This window comes from Neobacillus sp. CF12, assembly GCF_030348765.1.
GTDB lineage: Bacteria > Bacillota > Bacilli > Bacillales > Cytobacillaceae > Neobacillus.
Map to the genome: position 1 here is coordinate 4682507 of NZ_JAUCEU010000007.1, position 13475 is coordinate 4695981.

Below are 13475 nucleotides of genomic sequence, written 5' to 3' on the forward strand. Positions count from 1 at the left end.
CTTTTACTTCTATGTAAATAAATATTAATTGATGATTTGCAGGAATACTGACAGTTTATGTTGAAAGTTCCATAGAATGTTATTAGGAGAATCAATTATCTAGAAAGGTGGCTTTTTCTTGCGATTCCTTGTAAAGGATGGTCGTTTAATTCCAATTAGAGGCAAAGAAAACTCATTACCAATTTCCCAAATCCAAACCATTCCACAACCATTACTCAATCCAAACTTCCCCTTTAATCCAGATTTACAGACACTTCTTTCCGGTAAACAACTTATCCTAAACAATCTGCCCCATACTCTCGAAGAAATCCAAACTCACTATGAAAATGGTTATGTTACCTATCGAAAAGGAATTGAATATAACAGAAATCACCCTATTTGTTCTCGTTGTGGGAACAAAGAAGCGATTTGGTTTGCACAGTTTCCCTGCTCGCAGTGCGGAGAACGATGCCTATATTGCCGTAAATGCTTGATGATGGGGAGAATCAGTGCCTGTACCCCTTTGCTCGGTTGGAATGGTCCAGCCCCCAAGCATCACTTACCTGAAAAAATCCTACAGTGGAAGGGGAAATTATCTGATGGTCAACAAGCCGCATCAAATAGAGTAGCAGAGGCAATACAGAACATGACTGAACTGCTAGTTTGGGCTGTCTGTGGAGCTGGGAAAACGGAGGTTCTCTTCGCAGGAATAGAGGCTGCTCTTGCTGCCCAAAAAAGAGTCTGTATTGCGACACCAAGAACCGATGTTGTCCTCGAACTGACTCCGAGACTGAAAGCTGCCTTTGCAGGATTAAGTGTTGCTTCCCTATATGGTGGAAGTGAGGATCGCCATCTTTATGCCCCGCTTACAATTGCAACCACACACCAACTGCTTCGCTTTTACCATGCCTTTGACACCGTTATTTTAGATGAAGTGGATGCCTTTCCGTATACGGTGGAGGAATCACTTCAGCATGCCGCTGTGCATGCTAGAAAATCAGAATCAGCAATGATTTACCTGACAGCGACACCTAATGAAAAATGGCAAAGGGAGTGTCGAACAGGAAAAAGGGCATTCACCACGATCCCGGCTAGATTCCATCGTCATCCGCTGCCTGTTCCTACCTTTACATGGTGTGGCAATTGGCAGAAAGTATTGAAAAAGGACAAACTCCCTGCAACTATTCTCACGTGGATAAAAGAACGACTTACGCACAACAAACAAGCTTTGCTATTTTTCCCACATATAGGACTAATGGAAAAAGCGCTCCCCATCCTTCAATTACTAGCCCCCGATATTGAAGCAGTTCACGCAGAGGACTCAGATAGAAAAGCAAAGGTCCAAAAAATGCGAAACAAGGAAATTCCCTTTATGCTGACAACAACCATTTTAGAACGAGGAGTAACATTTCCCAATATAGATGTTGCCGTAATTGGGGCAGAGGATGATATTTTTACCGAAAGCGCTCTAGTTCAAATTGCAGGAAGGGCTGGAAGGAGTAAGGATTATCCTGATGGTGTTGTGACATTTTTTCATTATGGAAAAACAGATGCCATGCTAAAGGCAAGAAAACAAATTACAACTATGAATCAGGAAGGAACGCGAAAGGGGCTAATTGACAAATGAATCTATTTCCCTCATTACAATGTCTGATATGCCATGAATTGATTATACCTATAATTGGGTGGAGAGCTATTTTTTCAGAAGAAAAGGAACAGAGAATTTGCCCAGATTGTGAGGGGAAATTTGAAAAAGTTGAGGGAGATAAATGTAGAATATGCTGTCGGATGTTTCAATTTTTGGGTGAAAGATTTCGGTGCGGTGACTTGTGTTTTGACTGCGAACGGTGGGAGGAGGACCCTGAATGGAAGGGATATCTCGATGCAAATCACTCAATCTTCCTCTATAATGATTTTTTCAAGGAAGTGATGGCAAAATATAAATTCCGTGGTGACTATGTATTGGCGAAAGTATTTGCAGAGTCTGTAAAGGAGTTCATAAAAAAGGTAAAACCAGATTTACTTGTTCCTATTCCCTTAAGTAATGAGCGGCTTTATGAACGAGGATTTAATCAAGCGGAAGCATTGTTAATAGAAGCGGGGGTTATCCCCGCCAATCTTCTTACCAGGATACACTTGGAGAAGCAATCAAAAAAATCGAGATTGGAGCGAATCCACATCCCACAGGTTTTTCAAATTTCGCAGCAACTTGAAATAAAAGGGAAAGACATACTTCTAATGGATGACATCTATACTACCGGTTCCACCCTTAGACATGCAGCAAAGCTTTTGAAAGAATCAGGAGCAGAAAGGATACAATCCTTAACGCTCGCACGATAATCCTTTGTTTAATATAATATTACCCCCTTGTAAGCTATGCTTAAGACTAAAAAGTGGTAATTTGTTCCTGAAAACTATAGACTTAGGGTGTAACAAAGAATGAAAGAGGCTGAATAGGTGTAGAAATTGATTGTCACTATTTCCCCTGTGTTTTTGTCAAATTATCGACAAAATTTTTGTTCTGATTTAGCAGGATAATCATAGGGTAAAATAGAAATGTATTTACATAGGAATATAAAGGAGGAGTCCACAAATGAATTATAACGTTCGTGGTGAAAACATTGAGGTAACTCCAGCAATTAGAGATTACGTTGAAAAGAAGATTTCAAAATTGGAACGATATTTCACAGAAGCACCTGAAGCAAAGGTTAATGTGAATTTAAGATTCAATCAAGATAAAACTTCAAAAGTAGAGGTAACAATTCCTCTGCCTAATCTAGTCCTTCGAGCAGAAGAAACAAATATTGATATGTATGCGGGCATTGACCTTATTTCAGACAAGCTGGAGCGTCAAATCCGTAAGCATAAAACAAAGGTAAATCGTAAATTCCGTGAAAAGGGTGATTTCCCGGTTACATTTGCAACTTCTGAAAACACTGACGTGGTTGAAACAGATGAAGATGATCTAGAGCTAGTTCGGACAAAGCGCTTCGATCTTAAGCCTATGGACAGTGAAGAAGCGATTCTACAAATGAATCTGTTAGGACATAATTTCTACGTGTTCAACAACTCTGATACGAACCGTACAAACGTAGTTTACAAGCGTAAAGATGGCCGTTATGGCTTAATTGAAACACATTAATAAAATACAAGACGCAGTTTTCGAGAAATCGGAGCTGCGTTTTTTTTGAGAAGCAGGAGGTTTTTTATGACATTTTCCATCGTAGGTTTTGATCCAGTTGAAAAAGAATGGGGCATTGCTGTTCAATCAAAATTTCTAGGGGTAGGTGCAGTAGTTCCTTGGGCAAAGGCCGGCGCTGGGGCTGTTGCGACTCAGTCCTATGCCAATACCGCATATGGCCCTAAAGCTCTTGAGTTGATGGAACAAGGGAAGTCAGCACAAGAAACACTGGAATTGCTGCTTGCCGACGATCCAGATAGGGAAATGCGCCAGGTGGGACTGATTGATTCCAGAGGGAATGCTGCTACCTTTACAGGTATGGCCTGTTATGATTGGGCAGGCGGGGTGACAGGCACCCATTTTGCGGCGCAGGGTAATATATTGGTGGATGAAAAAACCGTACAAGCCATGGCGCGAGTATTTACAGAAACCAACGGAACCCTCGCAGACAGGCTCCTTTCTGCATTAGACGCGGGGCAAGGAGCAGGAGGCGATAGCAGGGGGAAGCAGTCTGCTGCGCTGTATATCGTTAAAGAAAAGGGTGGTTACGGTGGTTTTAATGACCGTTATATTGATTTAAGGGTAGACGATCATCCAGACCCTATTAAAGAACTGATACGAATTTATCAACTCCAGCAATTATATTTTGCGCCTTCAAAGCCAGAAAGAATTACGAAGATCGAAGGAGAAATAAAAACACAGTTACTTACCCATCTGAAAAGATTGTCCTACCTTAGTAGTGAGTCACAAAACAACGACGAGATAGTCAAAGCCTTAACCGCTTATATTCATACAGAAAACTTTGAAATGAGAGAACAGAGTTCTGGATTCATTGATTTAGAAGTTCTAGAGTTTATGAAAAAATCATAGGTTATTCATCCTCCTAATCATTTAGGAGGTTTTTTTGTGAATAAAGTACTATATATATAATGGTAATATTGTTATTTACTTGAAATATAGTATAATAGTTGTAATTTTTAATAAATGGAGGTAGGAGTAAAGTGGGAAAAGCGTATTTAAAAGTAGCAACTGTTTATTTTACGATTGGGGTCTTGGCGGGTTTGACTATGGGGATTATCCATGATTTCCGTTTTACATCTGTTCACGCCCATGTAAATTTATTAGGTTGGGTATCTATGGCGTTATTCGGAATTATTTATCACTTTTATCCAAATGCAGCGAATTCTAAACTGGCTAAAACTCAATTCTGGCTACACAATATCGGAGTACCAGTAATGTTGGGAGGAATTGCCCTACAAGTCTTAGGTGTTTCCGCAGCGCTTCCACCAACCATCATTGGTTCATTAGCAGTAGTGATTGGTGTTATTTTATTTATGGTCAATGTTTTTAAATACGTTGGAAAAGATTCAACACACCATTCGGATAAGAACGTATCACTTTAAAACCAGCATGCACACATGATTTCGGACAATGAAATCATGTGTGCATTTTTTTATTACCAGATATACAATAGCTTTATTCTTCATAGGACATTTCAATAATGGTTCTTATATCTTCCTCTAATTCGTCATCCATTTCTGCATATGTGGATGAATATGGTTAAACAAAGTGAGTAAATAATGCATAGAAGCTGCATAGAGCGTTGGTTTTTTTAAGTAAAAGTGACAATCAATTAACGAGTTTCCCACATAATCTTGCGCAAGGCCCAATGCCGACAGAACAAGTCCTGCAGGAAGCATTGGAGGAGATCCAAGGTAGAAATTTTGAAACAATGGACGAAATCAATGAGTTTTTGAACAAGAAGCTTATGAACCCATCTCAATAAAAAGGAACTGAAAATGAACAAAGAGCGTGCTCAGCAATTGGTTTACGATGCGATGGAGGTAACTGGGCAACTTCGCGATAAACTTGCACAAGAAGCACTTACGTTAGATCCGAAATGTGTAGATGCCTATGTGATTCTTGCTGAAAATGCTGATACCGATGAGGAAGCGATGATGCTTACCAAAAAAGGCATGGAGATTGGAGAAAAGGAACACGGGAAAGCCTATTTTAAAGCTAACAAAGGCCATTTCTGGGGTTTACTCGAAACAAGACCTTAATGCGCGCGAAAGCAGCGTATGCGGATGCGGATGCAGTTCATCAATTAGGTTATACCATGGTAATAATACGCCAATATGAACAGCTTTTAGAATTAAATCCAAATGACAACCAAGGAATTCGTTATAAGTTGTTTGGGGCTTACTTGGAAGAAGGCAAATTTGAAGCTGCAGAAGTTTTGTTGAAAGAGTATAAAGAGACGACTGCTAATGGCTTATATAACAAACTTTTACTCGAATTATATAAAAATGGTTTTTCTGCAAATGCAGCTAAATTATTGAAAGAAGCGAAAAAAGTAAATCCTCATGTAATTCCATTTCTTTCGGGGAAAAAAAGCATCCCCATGTTTCTACCTGAAGGGTATCGGTTGGGGGATGAGAGTGAAGCAATTATTTATGCAGACGATCATTTTCAATTATGGAAAAAGATAGAGGGATTGCAGGAATGGTTGAAGAAACAATAATTCGAGAGGGTGTCCTCTCGTTTTTTGTTTGTGGGAAGCGGTAGGGATTAACTTTATGGTAGTTGGAGTGACCGAAAGTTGAGTGGAAAAGTGTTTTGGGTCAATGAAGAGGTGCTGGAGTGACCGAAAGTTGAGTGGAAAAGTGTTTTGGGTCAATGCAAAGGTGCTGGAGTGTCCGAAAGTTGAGTGGAGAAGTGTTTTGGGTTAATGCAGAGGTACTGGAGTGACCGTACCCTAATTACCGAAAGCTTTTGGGTAACTGAAGTGGGTTCCTCGGTATACAAAGCGCAAGATATTCCATATTTATTTCTCAGTTTTCATTCTGGAAATAACAAGAGGGCAAGCGACTTAGAATCGCTTGCCCTCTAATCTTTTATTTCCCTGTCCCATGACAGTTCTTATATTTCTTCCCGCTTCCACAATAACAAGGATCATTACGGCCGATGTCGATTTGGTTTACTTTTGGCTTTTTCTTAACAGCTTCTCCATCTTCTTTCGGATTGACTGCCTGTCCTTTTGCAACCTCTTGGCGCTCAAGGTTATTTCTGATTTCAGCCTTCATGATATACATGGAAGCTTCTTCTTCAATCGAGAGGATCATCGCCTCAAACATTGCGAAGCCTTCATGCTGGTATTCACGAAGTGGATCAATTTGTCCATATGCGCGAAGGTGGATACCCTGACGAAGCTGGTCCATCGCATCAATATGGTCAATCCATTTGCTGTCAACCGCACGAAGCGTAACTACTTTTTCAAATTCGCGCATTTGCTCTGGAGAAAGGATTTGTTCCTTTTCGTCGTAACGTTCTTTCACCTTTGCAAAGATAGCCTCGCTGATTTCCTCAGGGTCCTTACCACGTAATTGCTCGACCGTAATATCACCTTCACGAAGCAGGTTTGCATTTACATAATCGATAATACCCTGCAGGTTCCATTCTTCTTCATCCTCATGCTTATTCGCATGTGCCTCGACACTCCGTTGAATGGAAGATAGAATCATTTTTTCAACAATTTCACGCAGATTTTCTGATTCTAACACTTCATCACGCTGCGTGTAGATAATTTCACGTTGCTGACGTAATACGTCATCATATTGTAGAAGCTGCTTACGGGCATCAAAGTTATTACCCTCAACACGTTTTTGGGCAGATTCAACCGCTCTTGAAACCATTTTACTTTGAATTGGCTGAGTATCATCCATTCCAAGTCGTTCCATCATCGCTTTCATGTTATCAGAACCGAAGCGGCGCATAAGTTCATCTTCCATTGAAAGATAGAACTGAGTTACCCCTGGGTCACCCTGACGTCCTGAACGTCCACGAAGCTGGTTATCAATCCGTCGGCTTTCATGGCGTTCTGTACCAATAACAGCAAGTCCACCTATGTCAATAACACCTTCACCAAGCTTGATGTCTGTACCACGTCCAGCCATGTTTGTTGCGATGGTAACAGAGCCTTTATGACCCGCTTCAGCAATAATTTCCGCTTCACGCTCATGGTTTTTTGCGTTCAAAACATTGTGTTTAATTCCTTTTTTCAATAAATACTTAGAGATCAGTTCAGATGTTTCAATTGCTACTGTACCAACTAGTACTGGCTGTCCCTTTTTATTGCGCTCAGCGATATCCTCTACCACCGCACGGAATTTGCCGTCCATGGAAGCGTAAATTAAATCTGGGCGGTCATCACGGGCAATGGGTCTATTGGTAGGAATCACGATTACGTTCATATTGTAAATATTACGGAATTCTTCCTCTTCCGTTTTCGCTGTACCGGTCATACCAGCCAGTTTCTCATACATACGGAAGTAGTTTTGGAAGGTAATCGTTGCCATGGTCATACTTTCATTTTGAACTTCCAAACCTTCTTTTGCTTCAATTGCCTGATGCAAGCCTTCACTGTAACGACGACCCTTCATTAGACGTCCAGTAAACTGGTCAACGATGACGATTTCACCATCTTGAACCACATAATCAACATCAAGGTGCATGCTGACGTTTGCCTTTAATGCCTGGTTGATATGATGGTTCAATGTTACATGCGAGATATCAAAAAGATTCTCGATTCCAAAAGCACGCTCTGCTTTACTGATTCCTTCTTCTGTAAGCATTACGCCTTTTGTTTTTTCATCATAGGTAAAATCACTATCTCTTGTCAGTGTTCGTACAAATGCATTTGCTTGAATATAAAGAATCGCTGATTTTTGGGCCGAACCTGAGATAATCAATGGTGTACGCGCTTCATCGATTAAGATTGAGTCTACCTCATCAATAACGGCATAAAATAGGGGGCGCTGTACTTTTTGTTCCTTATAAAGGACCATATTATCCCGTAAATAATCAAAGCCAAACTCATTGTTTGTACCATATGTAATATCACATCGATAGGCTTCCTGTTTTTCTTCCTTCGTCATGCTGTTTAAATTTAACCCGACAGTTAGGCCTAAAAATTGATATAATTGTCCCATTTCATTGGCGTCACGGCTTGCCAAGTATTCGTTTACTGTAATAACGTGAACACCTTTGCCAGAGATGGCATTTAAATAAACCGGCATGGTTGCTGTTAACGTTTTACCTTCCCCAGTCTTCATCTCGGAAATGTTCCCTTCATGGAGTGAAATACCCCCCATTAACTGAACATGATACGGATATAAGCCAAGCACTCGGCGGGCACCTTCACGAACAACTGCAAAGGCTTCAACTAGCAAATCTTCAAGTGATTCACCATTTTGATAGCGAGTCTTAAACTCTTCTGTTTTTTCACGGAGCTGATCGTCGCTTAGTTTTTCAGTTTCTGCTGCAAGTGCATCAATTTGATTCGCCATTTTGTCCAGCCGTTTCAGCTCGCGCTTATTAAGGTCGAACACTTTATTTAAAATCCCCATCATATGATGAAACGCTCCTTTATATCTGATTTATCCTACTAAATAAAATTCGCTTTAATTTTAGAAAATCCTATCAAAAACATTCGATAAATATCCTTTATATCTTACCACTTCCATTTTAGAGTGACAACATTGTTACCGTTATGATCACATTTACAAAAATTGATCCTTCGATTTTTATAAGCGCCTTTAAATCTTCCATTTCAAAATTGTCTAATTTTTGTATGCAAAACATTTCACGATTCACACAATAAAACATGAACTCTGATGAATAATATTAATTTATTATGTATAAATATTAGTTTCTATGCAAGTTACCAACATGACTATATTGTTAACCTAAACCTTAATTTATCAACGTTTGCATGTTGTTTTTAGGGAGAAAGTCTTACGGTCCTACTATGAAAAAATATTCACAAATTGTACATTGGAAAATACTTTTGCAATGTTAGATACTACCATTAGAGAGGTTAACTTAGAAAAATATAGAGAGATAAAAATTCAGAATGGGAAGGGTGAGTCAAGTGGCCTTTTGGGGGAAGAAAAAAAATAAAGATATAGAACCTGAATCTAGAGAAAATAAAAAGAAGCCTGGGCTATTACGCAGACTCTGGCATAAGGTCAGAAACATAGACTGGAAGGATCCAGTTACTAGATGGAAAGCATTATTTGTTGCCCTAATCGGGTCTATTGTCATTTTTGGAGGAGGATATGGAGTTCTATCCTTTACGAACTCACCAACCTTCTGTGCCAACTGTCACGAAATGGCACCTGAAGTAACAACATTTACCGCAAGTGCTCACAGTGAAATCACCTGTGTACAGTGTCACATCAAACCTGGTTTTGTAAACATGATTACACACAAAGTAATTTCATTAAAAGAAGTATACCACCACGTAATGGGTATACCTGAACAAATTGTGCAAACCGAACATGAAGCGGTTTCAGATGAAAACTGTTTACAGTGTCACTCTAAGAACCGTCTTGTAACAGCATCAAAAGATTTAATCGTTAACCACAAAGGACACATCGAAGAAGGCGTTCCATGTATCAGTTGTCACTCAGGTGTAGCACATGCGAAAATCGCTGCTCGTGGTATCAACACAGAAGAAGTTCGCGGTCATTGGACAGATGATGTTGCTCAACAAATGATGGAACAGAAATATTTATCACCAAATATGGGAACCTGTATTGACTGTCACGATAAAGTAAACAACGGTGAGAAGCCATGGAAAGATGTTGCTTATCTTGTTCCACCAAATCCGGAGCATCTGGAAGAAGCAGCTAAGAAAACTTCAAATGAAGTTAAACATGATGCAGCAACAGAAGAAGAGGCTGCAGAAGCAATTGCCAATCACGAGGAAAAGACACAAGCAATTATTTTAGAAGCAGTTGGCAAGCAGACAAAAGACGTAAAGTTATCTATGGCTTGTGAAACTTGCCATCAAAGAGTTAAAGTTCCAGAGAATCACCGAGTTGAAAACTGGGGTGGCGATCATGGTGGTACAGCCCTTCAAGAGCTGGACACATGCGTAGACTGTCACCAGGATTCAAAGTGGATCAGAGATATTCCTAAGGAAGACCTAATGTCCATGCTGAAAATGGCTGAGGTTGAGGAAGAAAATAAAGACCACAAGTACACAGCCAATATGACTGTAGTAAGAGAGCAAGCTCGTATTAATAAATTCTGTAGTGCTTGTCATAGCGAACGCCCGGCAAGCCATGAAAAGAGCAATCACTGGTTAGTTGGCCATGCGAATAACGCATTATCACCAGAAGAAAAAGCAGAGTGCTTTGTCTGTCATGATCGTCAAGAACCAAAACCTGGTTCAACTGAACTAAAAGCACCAACCGATGTATATTGTGAATATTGTCATAGAACCGGATTTAAGGACGATGAGAAAAAATAAAGCTTTGTTGTTTAATAGGAGGGATAGTGAATGGAAGAAGAACACATAGAACAGACCTCCCCTCCCCGGAAAGGCTACAAATTATTTAAATATTTGACTGTTGCAGTCATGTTTATCGCTGTCTTTTTCTCATTAGGATTAATAGGAGTAGAAACCACTTCAAGTCAGGAATTCTGCTCCTCCTGTCATGAGATGAAGCCACAGTATTATACGTTGAAGGCTTCCAGTCATAGTGAAGTAGATTGTGTCAGCTGTCACGTTGATCCGGGAGCTAAGAATTATGCCAAAGCGCAAGTAAATGGTGTAGTTGAATTTTATAAAAAACAAACCGACACTTATCTCGCGCCAATTAAAATGCCAAACTTAATACCAGATGAAGCATGTGAAAGATGTCACAATATGAAGAGTCGTGACGTAACTCCTTCCGGGGATATAATCATCCCTCACGATAAACATAAGACAGAAGAAATTGAGTGTGTTCAATGTCATAGTGGTACTGCACACGGGGAAATTTCAGATCGAAAAATGACCTATAAAAGTGACTACGGTAAATGGAATCATAAATTGGGTGCCTCTGTCATGAGTGACAGTAAATACATTCGTCCCCAAATGGACACCTGTATGGAATGTCATAAGGCTAGGAAGGTAACAACCGAATGTACAGCCTGTCATGAATCGACGATGGTTCCTGATGATCACAAAACAGAGAAATTTAAAGCAGGCGATCATGGAAAAATAAAGCCTTCGGAATTAGAGACTTGTGAAAAGTGTCATTCCTATATGTCTTCTGAAGAATATGACTTATTTAAGGAAGACCCTAGTTATAAGAAGTATTTAAATAATGAAGAAATTGACTCATCCAATGTAACGGTAAATGCATATGCCAAAACAAATACCTTCTGTAAAGAATGTCATGGTGAGCGTCCGAAAAGCCATCAAATCACATCCTTTATGTCGAAACACGGTGAGTTATCAACGGATACAGCAAAATGTTTCACTTGCCATGAGAATCGGATTACCAGTGATGCGCCGGTTACCAAGGTCCAATGTTCTTCCTGTCATACAAGGTCTCACAAAGATAATTGGAAGAGCAAACACCCAGTAAAACTTGCAGATAATCAAAAGTTTGAAAAAACATGCTTAAAATGCCATGTTGAAACAACCTGTACAAAATGTCATAGACCAGATAGTAATGGAAAAGCAAAGAAGTAATTTCCGAGAGGGGATTTAATATGGAAGCAGCAAAAGCACCTCAGGAAGTTGAGGGAAGAACAACCAAGAAGAAGCCCAAGACATTTAAAAAATTGACCAGTTTTCTACTATTATTCTTTACATTAGTAGTTTCAGTAGGCATTGGATATGCTCTGGGTCACTTTTATTTTTGGAATGATGTTGATATGAAAAGAGTGAATGAGCAGTTGACGTATTACAAGGAAGAGGTTAGAAAAGACCCTTCCAATCTACAAAATCGTATTGTACTAGGTTACACCTATTTTTTAAAGGGAGATAACGAAAAGGCAATTAAAGAGTTTGATTATGTTTTAGAGCAGGATAAAAACTATTATGATGCTCATTACAACTTAGGCTTAGTATTTTTAGATGAAGAACGCTATAACGAGGCGTTGATTGAGTTTGAAAAGACGGTAAACATCGCTCCTAAAGACTATAAGGGACATGTGCAAATGGGAATCGCCTATCGCGGTTTAGAGGAATATGATAAGGCGACAAAGGCACTAGAACAAGCAAACAAATTAGCTCCAACCAATTCTGACATTATCTATCAAATTGGAATGGTGGCTGAAGCAAAAGGTGAATACAGTGACGCGATTGCTATTTACAAGGATGCTCTAGCCTATGACCCATTATATCAAGATGCAGTTGATGCACTTGATAGACTAAAAGACAAAGACACAAAGGCTGAAGGTGAATAACAATGAAAAGACGTAATGTGTATATCGGAATGGCGCTAATTGCTATCGTTACGGCTGCTGTCTTCACCCTGCTATTTATTAATAATACAAAAGCAGTCGATACTGGATTATTAAAGGTTTTAGATCCAAATGGGGCTCCAAGCCATAGTCAATCTTTAACTGGCGATTTCAGTAAACCGATGGATAAGCCTATGGATATAGCGGTAAGTAGTTCTTTCACTTATGTCACGGATACGAATAATAAACGTGTACTAACATTTGATTCTGGTGGCAATCTACTTTACTCATTTGGTGAGGACGGTAATGGTGAGGGACAATTCAAATTCCCATATGGAATTTCAATTGATGAAAATGGAAAAGTGTTTGTAGCAGATTTGTATAATGGTAAGATTTCAATCTTTGATGAAAAAGGGAAATTTATTGAATACTTTGCACCTGAAGCTAATAAGGATGGGAAAATTTCCGCTCCTGCTGCTTTAAGGATTATTGATAAAAAGGTTTATGTCACAGATATTAAAGCTAACAAAGCCTATGTATTTGATATGAGCGGTAAGCTGCTTCTTGAGGTTGGTAAGCCTGGAGTAAATGACGGCGAGTTTAACTCTCCAAATGGCATTACAGCTGATGAAGAAGGTAACATTTATGTTGTTGACACTGGTAACCAACGCGTACAGATTTTTGATAAACATGGAAAGTTTATCAAAATAATTAATGGTACTAACGATGGAAAAGGTGAATCCGTTTTTGTTAACCCAAGAGGAATTGGTATCGACAGCACCGGCAAGATGTATGTTGTCAGCAATCTAACCCACATGGTTTATGGTTTTGATAAAGATGGTAAAAAAATCTTCCAAATGGGCGGAATGGGTGAACAGAATGGACAATTCTATCTACCTAATGGTTTGTTTATCGATGATAAAGACAATGTGTATATTACGGATACCTTAAACCTCAGGGTACAGGTTTTTAACTAATCTAGTCAAAATATGGTAATCACTTTTTTTCCTTACATTTAAGGGGGTGGTTTAGAAAAAGATACTGCAAATAGAGGTTTTATAGGTTAATT

At 39.4% G+C, this 13475-nt stretch carries 13 protein-coding genes; 12 read left to right on the forward strand and 1 reads right to left on the reverse strand.

Annotated features, from left to right (window positions below):
* The first annotated feature begins 118 nt into the window (after positions 1-118).
* From QUG14_RS22175 to QUG14_RS22210, 8 genes are all read left to right on the forward strand, one after another.
* Entirely contained in the window at positions 119-1606 is a 1488-nt protein-coding gene (locus QUG14_RS22175; protein ID WP_289342620.1) for an ATP-dependent helicase ComFA, read from the forward strand.
* 173 nt (positions 1607-1779) lie between these two features.
* Positions 1780-2319, forward strand: coding sequence for a ComF family protein (locus QUG14_RS22180; protein WP_353961089.1), 540 nt, complete (start codon positions 1780-1782; stop codon positions 2317-2319).
* 253 nt (positions 2320-2572) lie between these two features.
* On the forward strand, positions 2573-3121 hold the full coding sequence (hpf, locus tag QUG14_RS22185; protein ID WP_289342622.1) for a ribosome hibernation-promoting factor, HPF/YfiA family: 549 nt from the start codon (positions 2573-2575) through the stop codon (positions 3119-3121).
* 66 nt (positions 3122-3187) lie between these two features.
* Positions 3188-4030 (forward strand): DUF1028 domain-containing protein, encoded by an 843-nt coding sequence (locus tag QUG14_RS22190; RefSeq protein ID WP_289342623.1) that lies wholly within the window; start codon positions 3188-3190, stop codon positions 4028-4030.
* 131 nt (positions 4031-4161) lie between these two features.
* The gene (locus QUG14_RS22195) at positions 4162-4563 is read left to right on the forward strand and encodes a cbb3-type cytochrome c oxidase subunit I (RefSeq protein WP_289342624.1); all 402 of its coding nucleotides are present in this window, start codon (positions 4162-4164) and stop codon (positions 4561-4563) included.
* Positions 4564-4763: 200 nt separating this feature from the next.
* Positions 4764-4946 carry a hypothetical protein gene (locus QUG14_RS22200; protein ID WP_289342625.1) on the forward strand — a complete coding sequence of 61 codons (183 nt, stop codon included), beginning with the start codon at positions 4764-4766 and terminating at the stop codon, positions 4944-4946.
* Between the two features lie 13 nt (positions 4947-4959).
* Entirely contained in the window at positions 4960-5223 is a 264-nt protein-coding gene (locus QUG14_RS22205; RefSeq protein WP_289342626.1) for a hypothetical protein, read from the forward strand.
* Complete coding sequence (locus QUG14_RS22210; RefSeq protein ID WP_289342627.1) at positions 5223-5684, forward strand: tetratricopeptide repeat protein; 462 nt, start codon at positions 5223-5225, stop codon at positions 5682-5684. The genes QUG14_RS22205 and QUG14_RS22210 overlap by 1 nt, the downstream gene beginning before the upstream one ends.
* Positions 5685-6057: 373 nt before the next feature.
* Here the strand turns inward: QUG14_RS22210 and secA are convergent, their stop codons facing one another.
* Positions 6058-8571 (reverse strand): preprotein translocase subunit SecA, encoded by a 2514-nt coding sequence (secA, locus tag QUG14_RS22215; RefSeq protein ID WP_289342628.1) that lies wholly within the window; start codon positions 8569-8571, stop codon positions 6058-6060.
* Between the two features lie 521 nt (positions 8572-9092).
* Here secA and QUG14_RS22220 point away from each other — a divergent pair.
* Genes QUG14_RS22220 through QUG14_RS22235 form a run of 4 tightly spaced genes read left to right on the forward strand, consistent with a single transcriptional unit; the run spans position 9093 to position 13383 of the window.
* Positions 9093-10478, forward strand: a complete 1386-nt coding sequence (locus QUG14_RS22220) for a cytochrome c3 family protein (RefSeq protein ID WP_289342629.1) — start codon at positions 9093-9095, stop codon at positions 10476-10478.
* A 30-nt stretch (positions 10479-10508) separates the two neighbouring features.
* Positions 10509-11690 (forward strand): cytochrome c3 family protein, encoded by a 1182-nt coding sequence (locus QUG14_RS22225; RefSeq protein ID WP_289342630.1) that lies wholly within the window; start codon positions 10509-10511, stop codon positions 11688-11690.
* Positions 11691-11710: 20 nt separating this feature from the next.
* Positions 11711-12409, forward strand: coding sequence for a tetratricopeptide repeat protein (locus QUG14_RS22230; protein WP_289342631.1), 699 nt, complete (start codon positions 11711-11713; stop codon positions 12407-12409).
* Positions 12410-12411: 2 nt separating this feature from the next.
* The gene (locus QUG14_RS22235; protein ID WP_289342632.1) at positions 12412-13383 is read left to right on the forward strand and encodes a 6-bladed beta-propeller; all 972 of its coding nucleotides are present in this window, start codon (positions 12412-12414) and stop codon (positions 13381-13383) included.
* The last annotated feature ends 92 nt before the right edge of the window (positions 13384-13475 follow it).